Raw genomic sequence first — 19,854 nt, 5'->3', positions numbered from 1 at the left:
CACCAGTGGTTGCCGGAAATCGCCGAGCGGGTGTCCCCGCCGCCGACAGGTTCATTCCGCGCCGGGCGGACGTTGTGGTATGGATATCAGTACAGGGGTCGTCCTCGCGGCGGGCGAGGGGACGCGGCTACGACCGCTGACGAGGACCCGGCCGAAGCCGATGCTACCGGCGGCCGGTCGGCCGATTCTCGAACACGTCCTCGACGTGCTCGTCGACTGCGGCATCGAGCGGCTCTGTATCGTCGTCGGCTATCGACGCGAGCGGATACAGAGCCACTTCGGCGACGACTTCCGTGGGGTGCCGATAACGTATGTCCATCAGAAAACGCAACTCGGCAGCGCTCACGCCTTAGAACAGGCTGCACCGGTGGTCGACGGGCCGGTGCTCGTCGTCAACGGTGACCGCGTCATCGGCGAACCGATAGTCGATGATGTCCGCACGGCGTTCGACGGCACGCCGACGCTGGCTGCCATCGAGCATCCGACGCCCTCAAAATACGGAGCTGTGGAGGTATCGGATGGGCGGCTCCGGTCGTTCTACGAGAAGCCCGCCCCCAGTGCCGGGCCGTTCAGCCATATCAACGCCGGAGTCTACGCTTTTGACAGGGCGGTCTTTGAGACCATCGAACGGATGCCGCGTCCTAGCGGTGAGTTGCAGCTCCCCACAGTCGTTGAGACGCTGCTGGAAAACAAAGCGGTACACGCAGTCGAGACAGCCGGGCTATGGGTCGACGCCACCTATCCGTGGGACCTGCTGGCTGTACTCCGGGAGCTGCTCGAAGCCGGGGCAGTCGCCATCGAGGAACGGGAGCCGCAGGTCTGGGTTGCCGACAGCGCACGGGTCCATGAGGCCGCGACGCTGCAGCCGCCGGTTGTCGTCGGGCCGGATGCGGAGGTTGCTGCTGGTGCCGTCGTCGGCCCGCATGTTGCCGTCGGGCGGAACGTGACCGTCGGCGCAAACACAACAGTGCGGGATTCGCTGCTTGACTCGGACAGCAGAGCCGACGTGGGTTCGATACTGTGTGATTGTGTCCTTAGTGAAGCCGCCAGCGTCGGCCCCGGTGTTGCCGTCCCCGGCGGCCCTGGTGATATCAGGGTCGGCGACGACATCTTCGAACAGCAACGACTTGGGGCGGTTATCGCCGACCGGGCGACCGTCGGGGGCGGAGCAACGGTTACAGATGGGGCGCTCATCGGGGTGGGGGCGACTGTCGCCGCTGGCGTTGTGCTTGAGGCCAACGTTGCAGACGAGGCTGAGGTGGTTCGCTGATGTGCGGTATCGTTGGCTGTGTGAACGGGCAGTCGACGGTCGACAGAGTCGCCGACGGGCTCTCACGCCTCGAATATCGGGGCTACGATTCGGCCGGTATCGCCGCCGGCGGCGACAGCCTCAGTGTCGTCAAGCGAGCCGGCGAGCTAGATGCGCTTGAAAACGCGCTCGAATCGGAGCCGATTTCTGGGACGGTCGCTGTAGGCCACACCCGGTGGAGCACGCACGGCCCGCCGACGGACGGCAACGCGCATCCCCACACCGACTGCGAAAATAATGTTGCTGTCGTCCACAACGGCATCGTCGAGAACCATCGACAGCTTCGGACAGAGCTCGAAGCCGACGGGCACCGCTTCGAGAGCGAAACCGATACCGAAGTCATCCCGCACCTCATCGAAGCCGAGTTGGAAGCAAAACAGCCGCCTGAGGCCGCATTCAGGGCGGCCATAGAGCGGCTCGACGGGAGCTATGCTGTTGCCTGCGTCATTTCGGGGGAAGACGCTGTTTTCGCTGCGAGACAGGATTCGCCGCTCGTAGTCGGCATCGGCGACGGGGAAACGTACCTCGCAAGCGACGTACCAGCGTTCCGTGAATACACCGACCAAGTAATCTATCTCGATGACGGTGAGGTCGCCGTGCTTCGACCGACCGACTGGGAGATTTCGACAGTCGACGGAACGCCGGTCGAAAAGTCGGTCGAGACCGTCCCCTGGAGTCCCGAAGAGACCGGCAAGAGCGGCTATGAGCACTTTATGCTCAAGGAGATTCACGAGCAGCCACGGGCGCTCCGGCAGTGTCTCCGCGGCCGCGTTGACGAACTCGGTGGCAGAATCGAGTTCGAGGAGTTGTCGCGGCTGTCCCCGGAGCGTCTTCACCTCGTCGCCGCCGGGACGAGCTATCACGCGGCTCTATACGGGGCGTCGCTGTTCCGAGTGGCCGGGATTCCGGCTGACGCATATCACGCCCACGAGTACGCGCTGTCACCACCACCGGGTGAGGCGCTCGTCGTTGGGGTCTCACAGAGCGGCGAGACGGCAGACACGCTGGCGGCGACACGGGCAGCACGCGGCGCAGGGGCGGAGACGCTGGCGGTGACAAACACCGTCGGATCAACGCTCGCAAGGGAGTGTGACCACGTCTGCTACATTCGGTCGGGGCCGGAAATCGGGGTCGCAGCGACGAAGACGTTTGCCGGCCAACAGACGACGCTGGCGTTGCTCGCCGAGTGGCTGGCGGCAGACACTACGGACCGGGAGACGATTGCCGCCCTCCGGAGCCTGCCGAGCGACGTCCAGGCCGTCCTCGACAACTCTCGGTCGGAAGCAGTCGCTGAGTCGTATCTCGGGAGCGAGGCCTACTTTTTCATCGGCCGCGGACTCGCCTATCCGGTGTCGCTGGAAGGCGCACTGAAGCTGAAAGAAATCAGCTACGAGCACGCGGAGGGGTTCCCCGCAGGCGGACTCAAGCACGGGCCGCTGGCGCTCGTGACAGAGCAGACACCGGTTTTGGCCACCGTTCTTGGGGATGGAGAGGCAGCACGCAAGACGGTCAACAACATCAAAGAAGTACAGGCGCGGGGAGCCCCCGTCGTCGTTGTCACCGACGGCCGTTCCGAGGCCGACCGGTACGCCGACCACGTCCTCCGAATACCCGACTCCGAAGAGCGAACGGCGGCAGTGCTCGCAAACGTTCAACTCCAACTCTTTGCCTACCATACGGCGGCCGCGCTCGGGCGGCCGATAGACAAGCCCCGGAACCTCGCAAAGAGCGTCACGGTAGAGTGACCTCCGGCAAATCCCAGCCACTGGTCACAGAGGGCGGGCTTAATTCAATTGGTGTAATGTTACGGACACGTGCCACCGGAACAGCAGGCAGTCACCTCGGAGTCGGACCTCGACCGGACCGTTGGTCTGGCCGGCGCGCTGACTATCGGCGTTGGTACGATGATCGGCGCGGGAATCTTCGTCTTCCCAGGGTTGGCCGCCGGTCGTGCCGGACCGGCTGCAGCGCTGTCGTTTGCCATCGGTGCAGTAATCGCGTTGCTCGTCGCATTGCCGACTGCGGAACTGGCGACCGCGATGCCGAAATCCGGCGGCGGCTACTATTTCATCTCACGAAGCCTCGGCGCGTTGCCAGGGGCCGTCGTCGGCGTTAGCCTCGGGTTCGGGCTGGTGTTCGCCTCGGCGTTCTATCTCGTCGGGTTCGGCGAGTACGCCGTCTCGATACTCGAAGCGGCTGGGGTCGTCGGGGAGCCACCGGTCGCCGTCGGACCCATCACCGCGGCGGCCCTGCTCGGCATCGTGGCCGGTATCGGTCTAACGGCGATAAGCATCCTCGGCACCGAGAACACGGAAACGCTTCAGAACGCCGTTGTCGGCCTGTTGCTCGCTATCCTCGCCGTCTTCCTGTCTGCCAGCGGCCTCGAACTGCTCGGCGTCGTGGGTGACCGAGAGCCAGCGACGGGGTTTGCACCCGCCGGATACGAGCCGGTGCTGACGACGGCGGCGCTCGTGTTCACGTCGTATCTCGGCTTTGCACAGATAGCCACCGTCGGCGAGGACATCGTCGAGCCGGACCGGAACCTGCCGTTGGCGATGGTGGGGTCGGTTGTGCTTGTCGGCATCCTCTATGTCGTCACGCTGCTTATCGCTGGCAGTACGTTTGCCCCGGAGACCATCGGCCCAATGGGTGAGACGGCCATCGTAGAGGTGGCGCGGGTGTATCTCGGCCCGCTCGGTGCGGCGAGCGTCCTACTGGCCGGGCTGCTAGCAACTGTCTCCAGCGCGAACGCCTCGATACTCAGCGCCTCGCGGACACTGTACGCGTTGAGCGCTGACCGGCTCGCTCCGCCACAGGCGGCCGAACTGAGCCATCGGTACGGAACGCCGCACTTCGCGCTCTCGTTTGCCGGCGGTGTGACCGTGCTACTCGTCGCCGCTGGCCGCACCGAAGTGCTGGCCGAAGTGGCGTCGTTTCTCCACCTCGTAATGTACGGGCTGATGTGTCTCGCGTTGCTCAAACTCCGTCACGAGGAGCCCGCGTGGTATCAGCCCTCGTTTGAATGTCCGGGCTATCCAGCCGTTCCTATCGCCGGTGGGCTGGCGAGCTTCGGCCTCATCTACTACATGCAGCCGATATCCCGCCGGCTTGGTGCCGTTATCGCCGTGGTCGCGGTCGGATGGTACTTTTTGTACGCGGAGGACGTATCACTGCGGGAGGAGTTGCAATGACATCGACCCCCCCGACAATCGTCGTTCCGGTCGACGTCCGTGGTCGAGAGTCGGTTCCGGAGACGCTGGCGGCGTTTCTGTCGCCGCTGCCGGTGTTGGTGGTCGGTGTCGTCGAGATTCCCGACCAGACCGCGCCGAAACAGGCCCGCGACCAGTTTGAGGACGACGCCAGACAGACGCTGGAGACAGTCGCCGAGACGTTCGCGGCGGCCGGCGCGGCCGTCGAGACCCGTCTCACGTTTACCCACGATTCACAGCGGACCATCGAACAGGTCGCCACCGACATCGACCGCGTCGCGATACTGTTTCCAGCACCGGCGACAGCCGCAGAAAGCGTGCTCGTGGCGATTCGTGGCGGTATCAACGTCCCGAACATCGCCGCAACGGTGGCAGCGCTGCTGCGGTCGACCGACGCGAGCGCAACGCTGTATCACGCCGCCACGCCCGATGCAGACACTGCGGAAGCTGAGCAGGCGCTGAGGGCGCTCGGTAGCGCTCTCGTCGAAGCCGGCCTCGACGAGGCGAGGTTCCGGACGGTCATTGAGGCCGACGATGCACCGCTTTCGGCGCTCGTTGCAGCCGCCAACGAGCACGACCTCCTCGTCGTCGGCGAGGACGAGCCGACGATCCGGGACCGCATTTTCGGTGATACCTCCGAACGAGTCGCCGAACAGACCGCTGTTCCGGTCGTCATCGTTCGGCGGCCGCCGGTCGAAAAATAACACAGCAGGTAGACGGAGGAACGCCGACAGGCGGCGGACCTACCGCATTTCGGCCAGCGAACAGAAACTGTCGCCGTCGGCCGAAATCCACGTGGTCAGGAGGGTGTCAGCGGGGGCGGTCGAATAGATGGTACAGGTCGTTGTGCCGTCGTCGTCCGTCTCGACGGCGGCCCGGTAGTTCTCGACCGGTGTCGGGGCGTCGCGGGTCGGTTGTGCTGGGTTGCGGGTATCAGTCACGGCGGGAGATATCACTCAGTCGGCGAGCCCGATTTCCTCGGAGTCGTCGGTGCCCGCCTGTTCGGCCTCGTCGGCATCCGCTTTTTCGGGCTCGGCCTCGGGACGCTCAAAGGTTGGAAACCGGTCCTCGAATGCCGACCAATCGGCTTCCATGTCCTCGTCTGTGAGGAGACAGTCAGCAAGCCGGTCCTCAAGCGATGTTGCGTCCATCTCAGTACCGATGACCACAAGCTGCGTGCCGCGGTCGCCCCACTCGTCGTCCCACATGGATTCCAGCTCCGGGTGCGCCTCGAACTGCTCTGCCCGCTCTTCTGGTGGCAGCGTTGCAATCCAGCGGCCGCCGGGGGCGATGCGAATCGACTCTCCAGCGACGTTCAACGACATTGCGAGTTCCTCGCGGCCGGCGAGCCAGAAGTGGCCCTTCGAGCGGACGACTGACGACGGAAGGTCATCGAGCAGTTCGGCGAACCGCTCCGGGTGGAACGGCCGCCGGGCCTCGAAGACAAAGGAGCCGACACCGTGTTCCTCCTCGGCAGAGGCGTGTGGCTCCTGTAGCTCCTGCAGCCAGCCGGCCGATTGCCGAGCCTCGTCGAAGTCGAACCGACCCGTATCGACGACAGTATCGACATCGACCTCGCCGTGGGTCGTCCGGATGATTTCAGCGCGGGGCTGGAGCGTCTCCAGCACGGCCTCGATTTCATCAAGCGTCGCTTCATCGACGAGGTCACACTTGTTCAGCACCAGCACGTCACAGAACTCGACTTGCTCGACGAGCAGGTCGCCGAGATGCTTTTCGGTGCCGTCGTCATCGAGTATTTCGTCGGACTCCATCGCCGACTGGAACTGATGGGCGTCAACGACGGTGACCGTCGTATCGAGGTGGCAGTTCTCGAGCGGTTCGATGCCGGTCTCCTCGTAGAACTCCGTCGGGTCGAGGTCGGACTGGTCGAACCCGAGCGTCAGCGTCTGGGCAACCGGCAGCGGTTCGGCGACGCCGGTCGATTCGACGACGATGCCGTCGTAGGACCGCTCGCTCGTGAGCGCGCCGATGGCGTCCAGTAGGTCACCCCGGAGCTCACAGCAGATACAGCCGTTCGACAGCTCGACGAGCTCTTCTTCTTCCGCCGAGATATCCGACGATTCGGCGACGAGTTCGGCGTCGACGTTGACCTCGCCCATGTCGTTGACGAGGACCGCCAGCTCGCGGCCGCCGCTCTCCCGAAGCAGGTGGTTGAGCGTGGTCGTCTTTCCGGCACCGAGCGTCCCGGACAGCACCGTCACTGGTGTCGATTGCTCGCTCATCTAATATCATATACAGACCATATTCTAATATATCTTGTTATTCCTAAGGACAGTTTTATTATTTCGGCGGGCGCAGATACAGGCGATGTCAGAGGCATTCCGCACTGTCGTCAAGTCGAACGTCGACCGCGATGCGCGTCTCGCGGCCATTGAGCGACTGGTCGAAAGCGGCGAGAAGACGAACCTCCGGGTACTCGTGCAGACGGCCGGCCTGCGCGGGACGTTCCGCAGGCAGGCCTTGGAGGGGCTCGTTGAGACGAACGCGAGAGCAGAGCTACAGCTGCTGGCCGAAGACCGGGCACTGGAGTCGTCGCTTAGAAAGGAGGCACAGCGGGCCGTCTAGCTGTCTCCGGACTCGTATCGGGCGGTTACCCAGACTTCGTTGCCCGTCCGGTCGTCGAATGAGACTCGGACTGGCGATATCAATGCTTCCTCAACCGCCGAGCGCCACTCCTCGTCAGGGGCCTCCGTCGGTGGTTCGAGGTGTGTCTCGTTCGGATGGTCGCCGGATTCATTGGCGACGAAGGTTGCCGGCGGAAGGTGAATCGGCTGCGGCGCTTGGCCCTGGTGGCGGACAGGGCCGTCCTGAACGTGTGGCTCCGCCCGAACATCTCCTTCGAGCGGCGGGTCGATTCGGAAGCCGTGGCTCCGGAGTGGGTCGGACTCAGTGTGCTCACGATGGAGGAGCTCGGCGACGTCCTCCGGGTCAGCAACGACAGCGTCAATGTCCGCCGCTGGGTGCGTCTCGTCGTCGGTGACGCGTGGTTTTCGCATGTTTCACTGCTAGTGAGTCTCGTATTTCAACGTCAGGGACCGCTGGAGTCATGCCCGTCCGAGACAGCAATCAGCCGGGGTTATTCGTTGATGGAAGTGCGGGAAAAGTGGGCCGGCGCGACCGAGAAAAAAATGGTACTGCGGCCGGATTGTCTCCTGTTTGCTGGCTGTGCATCTCAGTCGTCACTCCCGATATCGTTCTCATAATCGAAGTCCATCTGTTGTACGTATCCACGCCGGTCAGACTCCATACGACGGCGCTGCCGGCGGCGACGCTCCTGGCGGTCCGCTTTGTCGTAGTGGTCTCGAATCGTCTTCGGCGACGCATTCACCCGATTCGCAACCACCTCCGTCGGAAAGCCGATATTCAGTTGGTAAGTTATACTCCCCGTCCGGATGCGGTGCGGCGACCTAGTCGACGGGCACTTACTCGCATACTTGTAGCCCGTCCAATCACACGATTCACGGTCCTTCCCGTGCGGACAGTCCGAATGCAAACACGGCAAAGTCGCCAAATAACACCACTTCCGAACGCTGTCACCCGACGGACGACCCTGTAACGTGGTGAAAAGCGGCGCTCGCCCGTGAACGTCCGTCTCACTATTCCGGTTCTCGTGAATGTACTCCCGAAGGACATCCACCACACCCGACGGCAAGCTGACCGGCCGCTCGCCATCGAGATTGTTCTTCAGCCCCGTCCCCTCCGACGGACGGTGCTTGAACCACACGAACGCATCATCAAGATGGACATCCCGCAGGTCCAGCGCCCGAAGGCCGCTTTGCCGGGCTCCGGTGAACCACACGAGTTCCAAGAACACGTGCTTCCGCGACGCCCGAACCGCCGGCGTCTCGCGGAAGTACTGTAGCATCGCCATCGCCTCCGGCGTCGAGAGTTTCACGTCATTCGACCGCTGCGACGCGTCCAGATTCGGGACATGAACCGCCTCGCTGAGGTCGTCGGCGACCGCGTCCAACCCCTCCAAGTACCGAAGGTACTCCTGCAAGGTCGCCATCTCGCCTTCGAGCGTGACCGGAGCCACTGCCTCAGCACGGATATCGTGATACTCGTCGATATCGAGCGGCTGAATATCGCTGACCGTCTCCAGACCGACTTCCTCACACCACTCAACGAACAGTTTCAAGCGGTACCACCAGCCGCTCCGGCTCGACTCCGTCGTGTCCGAAGCTCGGTGCTTGATATACCGCTCCGCCGCGTTCCGGGGCGACCACTCGCTCGGGGCCTCACGGCTACGGTTCCGGCTCACTGAACGCCCTCCGGGCTGGTGGTGCGTCTGCCGTCCCACGTCGCCCGGGGCGTGTCGCCAGCCTGCCGGCGGGCGTCCGATGGCGGCACAGTAACGCGGCGGTCGTGGTCCGGGTCGGCAGCCGCCCCGCGCTTGATGGCCTCACGGGTCGTGCAGCTCGGGCAGGCGTACAAGTTACCCCCGTCGCCGAATACCCGAACGAACGACTGCGAGACGTGCGACCCGCAGCTGAGACACTCACCGTTACTCATCATCCATCCCTCCGTACTTCCGGTTCAAGCGGTCAAGCTCGTCCATCAGCTCCTCTGTCTCCGAGAGATTCACCCGGAAAGCTCCGACAGAAGGCGCTTTGCCGGGCGGTCGGCGCGACCGGATACGACCGCGTCGACCGTCTCAAACATCGCCTCAATGTCGCGTTTTGCGAGGCTGTTGTTCCGCCCGTAAATCAGGTCGCGGGCGTCCTCATCCGAAAGCCCGGTCTGCCGAAGCCGCTCCACATCACCGGCCATCGTCGAGACTGCCTCGGCCGCCTCGGCAAGCGATTCAAGCCGGGCGACGAACTCGCCGGCGTCCATCGTCGTCAGCTCATCAACGACGACCTCGTCGGGGCGGTCGTCGCTGTCTTCAACGAACAGCCGGCTGAGTGGGTCGCCTGTCATGCTTCCTCCGCGACGCCGGCGGTGCGAGCAGCGAGCCACTTGACTTCCGAAGTGAGCGCCTGCTGGCCGTCGTTGGTAATCTCGTAGGCGTTGGTGCGCTTGTCTTTCTGACCTTTGGCGACGAAGCCGGTCTCGACCAGCTCGTTGAGGTTCGGGTACAGCTGGCCGGGGTTGACATCGCTGCTGTAGTACTCCTGAAGACGGCGCTTGACGGTGACACCCTTCGGGGCGTCGCCGGCGTCGGCCAGCACTGCGAGGATGCGGAGCTGGAACTTCGAGAGGTCGGCGGGCTTTTTATTCGGCAGTGCGTCTGTATCAGTGCGGGCTTCGCCCGCTGTGGTTTCAGAACCCATTGGTTCATCCCACGAAACCGCATTTCAGGGGTCGTGCTGGTGACACGGCCCCAACGATACCACGACGATGAGCGACAGGTATCGCCAGCGGCCTCGTAGGGTAACCAATTACCTCTTGTAAAATATAGTTAACAGTGAGTTTCCCACCACTCTTGGAGTTCAGTAGAATATATTGGTCACCTATATTTTTCGTGGTGGTTATAATCACCTATGAGACGCTCGGCGGAGTGGATGGTCCTGTGCGATGAGAGGATTCTCGAATATCTCTCAGAGAACGAATCAGGTACGCCGAGCGAGATGGCAAACAGCGGGCGGGTCCGGTGGACACGCTCGTATATCAGTCAACGGGCAAAGAAACTCGTTGACCACGGCCTCCTGAAACATCTCGGGAATGGCGTGTACATAATTACTGACGAAGGGGAGGCATACCTCGACGAAGAGTACGACGCCGAGCGAGGTGCCTATCTTGACCGTAATGTAGCCGATGCAGACAGCGACGGTGCGGAGAGTGCAGGTGAAGCAAACGGCACGTAGGTTCTCCAACTATGACGATTCGACGGAACGCAGGCTGGCAAGACCGCCTTGACGAACGGATACTGGAATTGCTTGACGAAGAACCGTGGTCGGTTCCGGGGATGATGACCGTCGAAATCCCGCTCAACGTTACTGAACAGCAGATTCGTGAGCGGTGCCTACGAATGGCTGATATTGGTCTCGTGTCCGTTGAACCGGATAACGGGTGGATGGTTCAGCTGACTACCGAGGGGCGTCTGTATCTGGAGGGCGACCTTGACGCCGAGCTCTATCCCCACCCGCGGCATCCGAAGCGTCTGAAAGAGAGCCTGTAGCTCATATCCTTGCCACTCACCGCGCGTTCAACTGAATCAAATAGAAGAGCTAAGAAGCGCCTATATGGAATCTAAATCCCTCTAAGTGCTTAAATTGGCAAAAAGCCAGTTTGAGTCCCGTCGCTAGGGCGCTAATGCTGCCCTCAGCGGAAGCCAGCCGTCTCCAAAGAACAGACGTCTCGTTGCTCGGTAAGCGTCTATCCATCACATGGGATTCGCGACAATATAGTTTGGCAGAGATTACAGTTCATCGTGCTAGACTTATTTAACTATGAGACTTTTTTCTCGGTGATAGCGTGACATCGACGACTCTATATTTGTTTCAGAAGGACCCTGCATCGACTCCCGAAATTGCCCGTCGCGAGGTTCTATGGCTACTGAAGGACCAAGCCGACAGCGGGTGGGGGCTGACGCTCGCCGGTGTCGAGGAGCATCCACCGACACTTCAAGGAGCAGCAGGATTCCTTGGCCACAATGATATTTCCGAGGCACACGCAAACGACGTGGAAGTGGCTATCGACGATTTCCGAGGCGAAGAGCCCTGCTATCTGGCACCGTTTAACGACGATATTGATGCCGAGTACTTAGCGAGCCGCCTCGCGGACACAAGCCGGGTAGCGAAGATTCCCTCGATGAATGACCCAGACAATGTTCGACCCGTGAGTAATACGAACGGTTTCTGGGAAACTAGCCAGTTGCCGGATTTCTTCGACGGCGCCGAGCGAGCGTCTGGGGCAAGCTTCAATATTGCACACCCTTACCAAGCAGGCCCCGTTCTCGATGTGAGCGATATGTCTGAATACACCGTTGATAGTAGCGGCTTCAATCATACACCGATTTCAGACGGGCCTCTGTTCACGGTGCTTGTTCACTTCGGGGAAGATGTAGACGCGACCTTGGACCAGCTCATCACCGAGAATATATTGAATCGTGTCCCTCCAGGGTCTTCCCGGATTTCTCCGCGGCATCACTGTGAAGCAGATCCCGATTATGCGATGGACGAAGTCCAAGTCCAAGGCGAACTCGATATCCAAACGAGTGCGACGTGTGGCGGGAGTATCTTAGCGCGAGTATCTGAACAGTCAACCACTGACGCCGAAATAAATAAAATAGTCGCTAGGTTGGACAAATGGGGGTTTTCCATTGCTGGTGAATACGTCTCTGGGTCTGAGCGGTTTATTCTATTCAAGATGCATCCCCGACATTCGGACCTGGATGATATCGGACCAGGATTTGACCCCAGCCATGAGCGCCGAAAGCTCAATCACAGTGAATGGGCAAGAGAGACGCTTCCAGGGTATCGGCAGGGGGTAGCAGGCGACAGGCAAACAGTCATCGATGAGTTCGATGGTTGGAGGGTATTAGTGGAGAAACCCGGGAGGAAAGACGCAGAGGACTTCATAGGTTTGATTGAGGGACCTGAGGGAGAGCAACTCGAATTCGACATCGACCAAGCACCATTCGAAGAGATATTCTCCGAAGTCAAGCGAAATGCCCTGTGTGAGTCGAGCGGTCGCGAGTTCATGCAGGCTCTGTATCGTTTGTATAGGGCCGAAGACCGAGGTACTGACCTTAGAGATGCGATTGTGGAACTGGCAGACGACCTGCCGCCCCATTCAAACCCGGACGAACTACGATACAGTAACCGGCGTGCCTTCCTGTGGCTTCTGGCACTCGTATTCATCGTGGAGGATGTGAATTACAGATTCAATTTCCATCCGATTGAGCGCGGAGGTCCTCAATACAGAAAACAGGGCCGAGACCAACCAATGAACGCCATTCTGAAGGTGTTAGCAGAAATAAATAAAACGGAGGAAGAGCTAGCCGAGCAGTCCCGTTCAGGCGAACTTCCCGAGCGCCTAGACAGATACGACGTCCCCGACCACCTCCAAGACTGGTTCGACGAGCATATCGAGCAATGTGGCGGTGGTGCGGAAGACAGCCCACACTCTGAGCTATCGGATTTCGGTTCTTGAGTGAGACAAGTTTCCGCCCCGATGTAAACAACTACTTCTCCCCAAACATCGGTACGGTTTATACGAACCTGGTAATCGAAATCTGCCGAGTTAGGCCTTGTTATCTATTCTGCACCACCGCTCGGGCAACGAGTCAAAATAAACGATTGAGATACAAAGTTCAGTACGCTCGAAATTCGTTCAGAGGGTAGAGTTTTATTAAAGAAGCAGATAGGGCCAGAACGAAGCACAGCACCAATATACCAACCGACTCTACGGCAACCAGATGACCGATTCATCCCTCATCAGGCCCGTCGATGGCGAGGTACCTGATGGATATGGGTTCTATAACGAGGACACCAGAAACCTCTATGAGACCCTGTCCAAGGCGTTCACCGATGTAGATGACGCTTTAGTCGATGTTACGATAACATCGCCTCCATATGCAGACGTGAAGGACTACGGCTACGATGAAGAACTCCAAGTCGGGCTGGGTGATGATTATGAGGACTATCTCGAGGAGCTCCGGGATATCTATAAACAGACCTACGACGTGACGAAGCCCGACGGCTCACTGTGGGTCGTCGTTAACACATTCAAAAAGGGCGGCCGCACCGTTCGCCTTCCGACCGATATCGCCGACGTATGCGAGAATCTCGAAGACAAAACAACCTGCGATGAGTGCGGCGCTCCTCTAGATAAGGATAGAGAGACTGGTATATTATACTGCTCTGATGACTGTGGCTTCGAGTACGATGCGACTGAAGGCTCGTGGGTTCTTCAGGACATCGTCATTTGGGACAAAGTGCGTGCGCTGCCGTACAGTGGGACTGGGAAGTTCCGCAATGTGTTCGAATATATACTCTGCTTTAGCAAGCAGAATGACTTCCATTTCGACTTAGACAAAATCCGCATCGCTGACCCAGCCGAATTCAAAGACTGGTGGATTGATTACCCCGAACGATACCATCCCCGTGGGATGGTCCCCGACAACATCTGGGAGATGGTAACTCCGACTCAGGGGGGCTGGAGCGACATGACAATTGACCACCCGGCACCGTTCCCTCGCGAGCTTGTCGAGCGCATTGTACATCTGACGACGGAGCCGGATGACGTGGTCTTCGACCCATTCGGAGGGACTGGAACGGTACTTGGACAAAGCGAAGCCATGGGGCGGTGGCCGCTTGGGTTTGAATTGAGCGAGGAATTTGTGGAAGCGTACCCGGACCTACGTGGGGAAATTTTTGAAGAGTGGGACGAACGGCGTGAGGAATCTCACACACTGCAAGACCGGCAAGCTCAGCTCGCAAAGAAAGTATGGCGGCTTCGACAGTTGATATATCCGCGGAAGCTGCTCCAATCATTCCCCGACGATGCTGAGGACCGAGATATGAGCAACCTCGGGATTAACACCATATTCGTGTCTGGCGAGAGAGATTCATCTGTCCTCGGTGACCGAGATACGGAACGCGTCTCAAGCTCTATTGCAGTCGTATTAGATGACGATATGGATTCAAGCGACTGTCGGCATGTTGAGGAACTCCTGCAGCGGTCTCAGGAAAATGAGCCTTGTAGTGATATGCCGATAGATGCGGAACTGAGCGTTCTAACAGTTTCAGAGTTCCTAGACGAAGCGGCTGGTGATTATGAGTCTGACTCGCATTATGTCTATAACAAAAACTCGTTCAATTACCCTGCTGGGAAGGTGTCTCTTGACGACTGGACGAAGCTTGTAGCCAACCCCGACAGTTGGCGTGAAAAGCACGTTGCCTACAGTTATCCTCCGGTCCTCTCTAACCTATATATAAACGTGGATGAGGACGGCAAAGAGGTGGCCAATGAAATAGAGCCGTTTACTGCTGACTCTGCTGGTGCGAGAATAACCGACTTCTAGCTGTCATCGTCTTCATTTATTGCATCGCTAAACCTTGGGATATCGTGCGGCGTACGCTCTTGGGCCGCTCCCCAAAGCGCAGTTAATTCGATGCCGCTGGCGCGCCCACGACTTGCCTTTTCAAGGCCAGTTGCGGACTCAAAGAGGTCCATGCAGCCCCCGAGTCCGATTGACCAGCCACGTTTCTCAGCATAATCGAGCGTTGGATGTGCGTCTTGGGCAACTCGGGAAGACCGCGGAGATTCTTCTGGGTTTTCGCGGTCGTACCCTCCGCCATGCTTCGGGCAAGTTCCGAGGAGCTGAGTGTGTTTTTCGCTCGGTACCTCACCGTTCAAAATGCGCTTCTTGCAGATTTCGAAGTCAGACTGGATAATCTCGGACCACTCAGGTTCGGTCATCGGTTCCCAAAGTGTCCACCACACAATGGGGTAGGTACGTCGGTCCTGGCCAACAATATGTATATACCAGATTATCAGTACCTGCTCAAGCTTTTTCCGAAGTGCAGGAACATCGGTCCAGTGGTCGGCATCAACGACTTCCATGTAATCGCACATACAGAGCACAAGCCGCTCTTTCGGCCGGACCAGCTCATTATTCCCTGTCAGTCGTAACGGTGTAACCTTGAGTTCGATACCAGCTTTGCCAAAGTCCGGTTCTGCGGAGGAGTTTGTCTCTATATTAAAATACCCACTCTCGATGACATTTGCTACGCCGTGCTTTGACCGGGCACGTTCGTCGTCTGCCATCCCCTGTATTTCTTCGTCTATCTCTCCGAATGAGCGACCCAGTAGTGCGTTCGTGGCACGAAGAATGTCTTCCTGCTCGGCGTCAGGCCCGGACGGTAAATCAAACATGGCGTGCTAGCGATTGAGATAACTATACATCAAAATAACCTTTCCAAGAATACAGTCACTTTCATTTACATATCTGTATAGCACGGATTACCTACTGACCGGTGTTATAGAAGAACCTCAAGCAGCGAATAGGGGTGGCTCAAGTACCGAAGGCAAAGAGAAGACAGCTGATTACAATCCGTACAGTTCGCGTCGGTCCAGCGCCCGGCCGATGGTCGACCGGGAACAATCAAGCCGGCCGGCGGCCTTCCGCTTTGACAGCTCGTCTTTTTGTACCATATCGAGGACCGCGACGACTTCGTGATAGGTGTCGGTCTCGATGAGTCGGCCATCGTCTTTCTCGAAGCCGAGCGGGGCCGGTCCGTGGTGATACTCATCGTTTTGCTGCCGAGCAGCGATACCCTCGCGGGTGTTCATCTGCTTGACTCGGGCTTCCCATTCCGCGAACGCGCCGAGCATCTGGAGTTGAAGCCGCTGCATCGGCTTTTCTTTCCCGTCACCGAAGACGAGACCGTCGCGGACAAAGTGAATTTCCGCGCCAGCGTCGGTGACGCGGCTAACAGTCCGTTCGAGGTCCTGCAGCGACCGGGCAAGGCGGCTTATTTCGTGCACTACGACGGCGTCGACCGTTCCGGCTTCGAGCTGGGCGACGAGGTCACGGTACCCGCGCCGTTCGGTATCAGTGCCGGTCGACTTGTCTCGGTAGGTGTCGATATCCCCGAGTGCCGCTCCAAGTTCATCTTGTGCGTAGTTGCTGGTCGATTCGAGTTGTCGGTCGAGATTCTGGTCCGCGGTCGAAACGCGGACGTAACAGGCGACGGTCACGGACACGCCGAGGCTCTTATAGTATCTAGTCTTTACGGCCAGTCTGTTCAGGAACGTGGGTTCTTGGGCAGGGTTCGGGCTCGTAGGGAGTGACACCCCCACCCCTGACCCCCCGGCTATGCGCGCGGGCGCGAAGCGTCGTTGTCGTTGGTAAGCTCGTCACACCTCGACTGAGTCCGGCAGCGGCTCGCCCATTTCCTGCAGTTCGCGACAGGCTTCCATCTCGCCGTCTCGACAGGCTTCTCTGACGTGGTTGGCGCGTGCTCCCTGTGCGGCCGCGAATTGGCTTGCGGCCTGTCTGGTGTCCCGTGCGGCGTCTCGGTCGGCTCGTGCTCCTGCTTCGTCTCTGCGGGCCTGCTCGGCTACGTCGACGTGTTCGGACGGCGTAAGCTCCGGGTCGTAGTACGCCCGCCAGTCGTCGACTCCCTCGCCCTGCAAAATCGCCTTTGCCGACCGGGCGTGCATGATGTTGTCCGGGTCGACATCCCGGCGTTCGGCGCGGGTGAGTTCGGCCTGTCCGTGTTGGTAAGTTTCGCGAACCTGCGATTCCGCGGCGGCTCCCTCAAGGTACGCTCGTTCGTCGGCGTCCAGCTCGTCGTCCAGTACCTCGACGACGGTGTCGCGGCGGTCGTCGGTCGGGGCCAAGAGGTCGTCGCCGAGTTCGTCGCGGACGGCGTTAGCCGTCTCAAGGTCGCCAAATTCTTCCTCGGACGTTTCGCGGAACCGGGCGAGTGCGAAGCCTTCGGCGCGGAGTTGGGCTGTCTCGCGGTCGGTGAGGTCGGCCGGGTCGACCTTCCCGGCCGGCCCCAGATACTCCCAATGGTGGTCGTCGCCGGTCCATGTCACTCGGTACGCATACGGGCCGTGTCCGTTGATTTGCTTGGTTATGATGGTCATCGGTTGGTAGCCTCCCGCGCGGCTTCGAGCTGGCGGCGCTTGGTGTCCAGTTTGGTGCGGACCTTTCGCCGGTCGACCTTCAGACTCCCCCGAAGGACTTGCTCGTCGACGTGGTCCGGCGGGTCGATGCGGTCGACCGTGAGGTCGGCGAGATAGTCCAGCCGGCTTTCGAGGTCGTCGATTTCCGCGGTCAATTCGTCGATTCGGTCGTCGTTGGTAAGCTCGGTGTCGTCAGTCATTCGTCTTGCCTCCGCGGGTCGTCGTCGCCGGTCCATTGGTCCCGATGATGCGCACAAAAGCCGCTCTCGTGCTTGGTGATAGCGCCGCAGTCGGTACCGTCGTCCTTAATCCCGCGACAGGGTAGCGGGTCAAGTTCATCGTCGCCGTCGTTGGTAGCGTCGTCTTGGTAGGCTTCCCAGTCGTCGATGAGCTTGCCTTTGCGGATTTGCTTGTCCGGTTCGTCTAGATCCAGCTCGAAGTGTGCGAAGTAGTTGGTATCGGTGCCCCAAGGGCCGTTTTCGGGCACATCCTGCAGGCCCCTGAGTTGGAAGGCGTGGTCGTCTTCGACGTAATCGGTCCAGCCGTCGTAGACGGTCGCACAGGCGATGAGTCCTTCGTCGACCTTCCCATCGGCTCGAATCACTACGTCGCTCTGCGTCCGTAGGATTTTGGCGATGTCGGTGTCGTGCTCGTGGCCGATAACCAGTAGTCGCGTTGACCCCCCGCGGCCTTTCCGCAGGGCGTTAATAAACTGGCTGAAGGTCTTACGGGCGTCTCCGCCGCCAGCGTGGGCATTGACAGTCGTACTCCATTCGTCTCCTATCATCAATTTTTCGCCGTCGGTGTCCCGGTTCCATTCCAGCATTTCGCTAACCGACTCGACGAGCTGCACGTCGTCGTGCTCGTCGGGGCCTTTGATGTTGGTCGCTATCGACAGCTCTCCCTCAAATCGCGTGTATAGCCGGCGAGCGATGTCCAAGGCTTTCGTGGTCTTGCCGGACCCCTTCGGGCCTTTAATCAGGGCTTGCTGTGCTGCCGGTTCGATGCGGCTCAGTAGCATTTCGTAGCCGGTCGCGTCGACTCTCGACTCAGACAGGCCGGTAGCGGCGTTCATCGAAGCCACATCGCCGTTCTGGCGAGCCTTTCGGAGCATATCGGTCTGCCCCTTTCGCGACAGCATCTCCGCCAGCGGACCGTCGTCAACACCGGCCTTTTCCATCATCAGCATCACGTGGCCCATGTCTTGGTCGTCAGCCAGCACCGAGTCGATGTGGGCACCAACGTCGCCGTCTCGAATCTTGTCTGATAGCTCTGCAGCCTGATAGCCTGAGTTACTCATTGGTGTCTGTCTCGTCGTTGGTAACGTCGTCTTGGTCGTCGGGCGATTCGTTGGCGTGGTCGGCGCGGTCGTCGTCGGCGACTTCGCCGGGGGTGTAATATTCTTCCCAGCGGGTCCCTTCGGCCGCTTCATCGAGGATTTCATCGACAGCGCCGGAGTCCGTCGACAGCGCGTTTCGGACGGCTTTGTCGACAGCGCGGGTTGATGCAATATCGCTGGCGATGCTGATGCCGCTAATCTCTCGAAGCAGGTTCTTGCCCAGCTCGGCGCTATCGAGCAGCCGGCTTCGGTTGTCTCGGATTTTGGCCTGCTCGCTCACTAACTCGCGGTCGTCGGCGAGGCCGGGCCACGTTCCATCGGCTTCGTTGTCTGCCGGGTCAAAATCGCGGACGACGACGGCCGGGCCGCCGGGCGACTCCGATTTGCTCTTGCCGGCGTCTCGGTCGGCGTTCCGCAGCTCCATTTCGCGGATTCGCTCGGGCGGGCCGGAATAGACAGCAAAGCCGCCGTCTTCCGGCTCGACCCCGCGGGCCGACTGAATCATATCGTCGACATCGACATCGAGCACGAATTTCAGGTCGGGGTTCCATACGCGGCTCACGAGCGCGAACGCCGGCGCTATCGCCAGCAGCATTGTCGCGACGGTCCCGGCGACAATCACGCGGTGTGCGTCGGCGAGGTCGTTCCAAAACTCGACCGGCCCACGAACCACGCCGAAGGCCGACAGGAGCGCGTAGAGGCCGAAGGCGACGGCCAGCGCGATAGCGACGTAATGGTCCGACAGGAAACGCTTGATGCGACCGAGGACCCCGTCGACTGGGTCCCGTTCAATGCGGTGTCGTTCGTCGTTGGTAAGCTCGCGGTAACTGTTTTGGTGTCGCCGTTTCAGGAGTCCGACTGACAGGCCGACCGACAGCAACGTTCCGGCGACCCCGGAGAAGCCCGACCATTGGATGAGCTGGACGGTCGCGGCTCCGGTCACAATATCGAGGACCTGCCGGTCGCCGCTCGCGCCCACCATTTCGCCACCTTCCTGAATGGTGATTACCGGGTCGCTCGCGGTGGTAAACTGGATTTCGCGGGTCTCGCCGGGCGGGATTGTGTATGTCTCGAAGCCGATGCGTTGGCTACCTCCCGACCCAAGGTTGTCGATAGCTCCGGCGTCGGTGATGGACACCCGAGCGCGACTGTCTGCCTCGATGGTGATATGGGCCGTGCGGTCGGTCCAGTCGACTTCCAGCACATCGCTATTCCCGAGCTGGTGCTCGACCGTCTGTACCTCGTCGCCGTCCGGTGTCGGCGTTGGTGTCTCGGCTTGAGCAGCGGCGGGCGCCGTGAGACAGCCGACGACAGCGACAAAAACAAAGATGACAGTTAGTGTCCGTTTCATCGTTGGTAACTTCGGCGTCGTCAGACCGGCAGCACGTCGA

At 60.1% G+C, this 19,854-nt stretch carries 22 protein-coding genes; 9 read left to right on the top strand and 13 right to left on the bottom strand.

Features of this window, described 5'->3' with window-relative positions; translation table 11 throughout:
• Positions 1-79: 79 nt before the first annotated feature.
• The 4 genes from NP_RS05890 (at position 80) to NP_RS05875 (ending at position 5,222) form a co-directional block, all read left to right on the top strand.
• Positions 80-1,270, top strand: coding sequence for a sugar phosphate nucleotidyltransferase (locus tag NP_RS05890; protein ID WP_011322910.1), 1,191 nt, complete (start codon positions 80-82; stop codon positions 1,268-1,270).
• Positions 1,270-3,054: a glutamine--fructose-6-phosphate transaminase (isomerizing) gene (gene glmS, locus NP_RS05885; protein ID WP_011322909.1), complete on the top strand. Its 1,785-nt coding sequence runs from the start codon at positions 1,270-1,272 to the stop codon at positions 3,052-3,054. The genes NP_RS05890 and glmS overlap by 1 nt, the downstream gene beginning before the upstream one ends.
• A gap of 69 nt (positions 3,055-3,123) precedes the next feature.
• Entirely contained in the window at positions 3,124-4,500 is a 1,377-nt protein-coding gene (locus NP_RS05880; protein WP_011322908.1) for an APC family permease, read from the top strand.
• Positions 4,497-5,222 carry a universal stress protein gene (locus NP_RS05875; RefSeq protein WP_011322907.1) on the top strand — a complete coding sequence of 242 codons (726 nt, stop codon included), beginning with the start codon at positions 4,497-4,499 and terminating at the stop codon, positions 5,220-5,222. Before NP_RS05880 ends, NP_RS05875 begins: the two co-directional genes overlap by 4 nt.
• A 39-nt stretch (positions 5,223-5,261) precedes the next feature.
• Here the strand turns inward: NP_RS05875 and NP_RS05870 are convergent, their stop codons facing one another.
• Both NP_RS05870 and NP_RS05865 read right to left on the bottom strand, forming a co-directional pair.
• Positions 5,262-5,459 (bottom strand): DUF7511 domain-containing protein, encoded by a 198-nt coding sequence (locus tag NP_RS05870; protein ID WP_049939525.1) that lies wholly within the window; start codon positions 5,457-5,459, stop codon positions 5,262-5,264.
• Positions 5,460-5,474: 15 nt separating this feature from the next.
• Positions 5,475-6,761 carry a GTP-binding protein gene (locus tag NP_RS05865; RefSeq protein ID WP_011322905.1) on the bottom strand — a complete coding sequence of 429 codons (1,287 nt, stop codon included), beginning with the start codon at positions 6,759-6,761 and terminating at the stop codon, positions 5,475-5,477.
• An 85-nt stretch (positions 6,762-6,846) separates the two neighbouring features.
• Here NP_RS05865 and NP_RS05860 point away from each other — a divergent pair, with 85 nt between their 5' ends.
• Positions 6,847-7,104, top strand: coding sequence for a hypothetical protein (locus tag NP_RS05860; protein WP_011322904.1), 258 nt, complete (start codon positions 6,847-6,849; stop codon positions 7,102-7,104).
• Here NP_RS05860 and NP_RS05855 read toward each other — a convergent pair.
• The 5 genes from NP_RS05855 to NP_RS05840 all read right to left on the bottom strand — a co-directional run bounded on the left by NP_RS05855 (position 7,101) and on the right by NP_RS05840 (position 9,812).
• Positions 7,101-7,535 (bottom strand): hypothetical protein, encoded by a 435-nt coding sequence (locus NP_RS05855; protein ID WP_011322903.1) that lies wholly within the window; start codon positions 7,533-7,535, stop codon positions 7,101-7,103. The genes NP_RS05860 and NP_RS05855 overlap by 4 nt on opposite strands.
• 176 nt (positions 7,536-7,711) lie before the next feature.
• Positions 7,712-8,677 carry a tyrosine-type recombinase/integrase gene (locus NP_RS05850; protein WP_232503983.1) on the bottom strand — a complete coding sequence of 322 codons (966 nt, stop codon included), beginning with the start codon at positions 8,675-8,677 and terminating at the stop codon, positions 7,712-7,714.
• A 119-nt stretch (positions 8,678-8,796) separates the two neighbouring features.
• Positions 8,797-9,051 carry a DUF7563 family protein gene (locus NP_RS14355; RefSeq protein WP_162010748.1) on the bottom strand — a complete coding sequence of 85 codons (255 nt, stop codon included), beginning with the start codon at positions 9,049-9,051 and terminating at the stop codon, positions 8,797-8,799.
• A 69-nt stretch (positions 9,052-9,120) separates the two neighbouring features.
• Complete coding sequence (locus tag NP_RS05845; protein ID WP_011322901.1) at positions 9,121-9,459, bottom strand: hypothetical protein; 339 nt, start codon at positions 9,457-9,459, stop codon at positions 9,121-9,123.
• Entirely contained in the window at positions 9,456-9,812 is a 357-nt protein-coding gene (locus NP_RS05840) for a PadR family transcriptional regulator (RefSeq protein ID WP_011322900.1), read from the bottom strand. Before NP_RS05840 ends, NP_RS05845 begins: the two co-directional genes overlap by 4 nt.
• A 210-nt stretch (positions 9,813-10,022) precedes the next feature.
• On the opposite strand from NP_RS05840, the gene NP_RS05835 reads away from it, so the two are divergent.
• The 4 genes from NP_RS05835 to NP_RS05820 all read left to right on the top strand — a co-directional run bounded on the left by NP_RS05835 (position 10,023) and on the right by NP_RS05820 (position 14,509).
• On the top strand, positions 10,023-10,346 hold the full coding sequence (locus NP_RS05835; protein WP_011322899.1) for a helix-turn-helix domain-containing protein: 324 nt from the start codon (positions 10,023-10,025) through the stop codon (positions 10,344-10,346).
• Positions 10,347-10,357: 11 nt separating this feature from the next.
• Positions 10,358-10,660, top strand: coding sequence for a hypothetical protein (locus NP_RS05830; RefSeq protein ID WP_011322898.1), 303 nt, complete (start codon positions 10,358-10,360; stop codon positions 10,658-10,660).
• A 296-nt stretch (positions 10,661-10,956) separates the two neighbouring features.
• Entirely contained in the window at positions 10,957-12,636 is a 1,680-nt protein-coding gene (locus tag NP_RS05825) for a hypothetical protein (RefSeq protein ID WP_011322897.1), read from the top strand.
• 265 nt (positions 12,637-12,901) lie between these two features.
• Positions 12,902-14,509 carry a DNA-methyltransferase gene (locus tag NP_RS05820; protein ID WP_011322896.1) on the top strand — a complete coding sequence of 536 codons (1,608 nt, stop codon included), beginning with the start codon at positions 12,902-12,904 and terminating at the stop codon, positions 14,507-14,509.
• Here NP_RS05820 and NP_RS05815 read toward each other — a convergent pair.
• The 6 genes from NP_RS05815 to NP_RS05790 all read right to left on the bottom strand — a co-directional run bounded on the left by NP_RS05815 (position 14,506) and on the right by NP_RS05790 (position 19,814).
• Positions 14,506-15,363 (bottom strand): MutH/Sau3AI family endonuclease, encoded by an 858-nt coding sequence (locus NP_RS05815; RefSeq protein ID WP_011322895.1) that lies wholly within the window; start codon positions 15,361-15,363, stop codon positions 14,506-14,508. The genes NP_RS05820 and NP_RS05815 overlap by 4 nt on opposite strands.
• A gap of 171 nt (positions 15,364-15,534) precedes the next feature.
• Positions 15,535-16,188: a recombinase family protein gene (locus tag NP_RS05810; RefSeq protein ID WP_049939817.1), complete on the bottom strand. Its 654-nt coding sequence runs from the start codon at positions 16,186-16,188 to the stop codon at positions 15,535-15,537.
• 159 nt (positions 16,189-16,347) lie between these two features.
• A complete protein-coding gene (locus tag NP_RS05805) occupies positions 16,348-17,085 on the bottom strand; it encodes a hypothetical protein (protein WP_011322893.1) in 738 nt (245 codons plus the stop codon).
• Positions 17,082-17,324: a hypothetical protein gene (locus NP_RS05800; protein ID WP_011322892.1), complete on the bottom strand. Its 243-nt coding sequence runs from the start codon at positions 17,322-17,324 to the stop codon at positions 17,082-17,084. The genes NP_RS05805 and NP_RS05800 overlap by 4 nt, the downstream gene beginning before the upstream one ends.
• Positions 17,321-18,424: a hypothetical protein gene (locus NP_RS05795; protein ID WP_011322891.1), complete on the bottom strand. Its 1,104-nt coding sequence runs from the start codon at positions 18,422-18,424 to the stop codon at positions 17,321-17,323. Before NP_RS05795 ends, NP_RS05800 begins: the two co-directional genes overlap by 4 nt.
• Positions 18,417-19,814 carry a hypothetical protein gene (locus NP_RS05790; RefSeq protein ID WP_011322890.1) on the bottom strand — a complete coding sequence of 466 codons (1,398 nt, stop codon included), beginning with the start codon at positions 19,812-19,814 and terminating at the stop codon, positions 18,417-18,419. Before NP_RS05790 ends, NP_RS05795 begins: the two co-directional genes overlap by 8 nt.
• Positions 19,815-19,854: the final 40 nt, after the last annotated feature.

It is taken from the genome of Natronomonas pharaonis DSM 2160 (genome assembly GCF_000026045.1).
In the GTDB taxonomy this organism is placed as follows: Archaea; Halobacteriota; Halobacteria; order Halobacteriales; family Haloarculaceae; genus Natronomonas; species Natronomonas pharaonis.
This window is presented reverse-complemented; position numbering and strand designations above follow the sequence as displayed.

Bases quoted from the DNA above. Each gene is read 5' to 3' on its own strand.
- NP_RS05860 (WP_011322904.1), top strand. From the start codon at position 6,847: ATGTCAGAGGCATTCCGCACTGTCGTCAAGTCGAACGTCGACCGCGAT.
- NP_RS05800 (WP_011322892.1), bottom strand. From the start codon at position 17,324: ATGACTGACGACACCGAGCTTACCAACGACGACCGAATCGACGAATTG.
- NP_RS05805 (WP_011322893.1), bottom strand. From the start codon at position 17,085: ATGACCATCATAACCAAGCAAATCAACGGACACGGCCCGTATGCGTAC.
- NP_RS05865 (WP_011322905.1), bottom strand. From the start codon at position 6,761: ATGAGCGAGCAATCGACACCAGTGACGGTGCTGTCCGGGACGCTCGGT.
- NP_RS14355 (WP_162010748.1), bottom strand. From the start codon at position 9,051: ATGAGTAACGGTGAGTGTCTCAGCTGCGGGTCGCACGTCTCGCAGTCG.
- NP_RS05790 (WP_011322890.1), bottom strand. From the start codon at position 19,814: ATGAAACGGACACTAACTGTCATCTTTGTTTTTGTCGCTGTCGTCGGC.
- NP_RS05840 (WP_011322900.1), bottom strand. From the start codon at position 9,812: ATGGGTTCTGAAACCACAGCGGGCGAAGCCCGCACTGATACAGACGCA.
- NP_RS05845 (WP_011322901.1), bottom strand. From the start codon at position 9,459: ATGACAGGCGACCCACTCAGCCGGCTGTTCGTTGAAGACAGCGACGAC.
- glmS (WP_011322909.1), top strand. From the start codon at position 1,270: ATGTGCGGTATCGTTGGCTGTGTGAACGGGCAGTCGACGGTCGACAGA.
- NP_RS05875 (WP_011322907.1), top strand. From the start codon at position 4,497: ATGACATCGACCCCCCCGACAATCGTCGTTCCGGTCGACGTCCGTGGT.
- NP_RS05855 (WP_011322903.1), bottom strand. From the start codon at position 7,535: ATGCGAAAACCACGCGTCACCGACGACGAGACGCACCCAGCGGCGGAC.
- NP_RS05815 (WP_011322895.1), bottom strand. From the start codon at position 15,363: ATGTTTGATTTACCGTCCGGGCCTGACGCCGAGCAGGAAGACATTCTT.
- NP_RS05890 (WP_011322910.1), top strand. From the start codon at position 80: ATGGATATCAGTACAGGGGTCGTCCTCGCGGCGGGCGAGGGGACGCGG.
- NP_RS05835 (WP_011322899.1), top strand. From the start codon at position 10,023: ATGAGACGCTCGGCGGAGTGGATGGTCCTGTGCGATGAGAGGATTCTC.
- NP_RS05830 (WP_011322898.1), top strand. From the start codon at position 10,358: ATGACGATTCGACGGAACGCAGGCTGGCAAGACCGCCTTGACGAACGG.
- NP_RS05820 (WP_011322896.1), top strand. From the start codon at position 12,902: ATGACCGATTCATCCCTCATCAGGCCCGTCGATGGCGAGGTACCTGAT.
- NP_RS05795 (WP_011322891.1), bottom strand. From the start codon at position 18,424: ATGAGTAACTCAGGCTATCAGGCTGCAGAGCTATCAGACAAGATTCGA.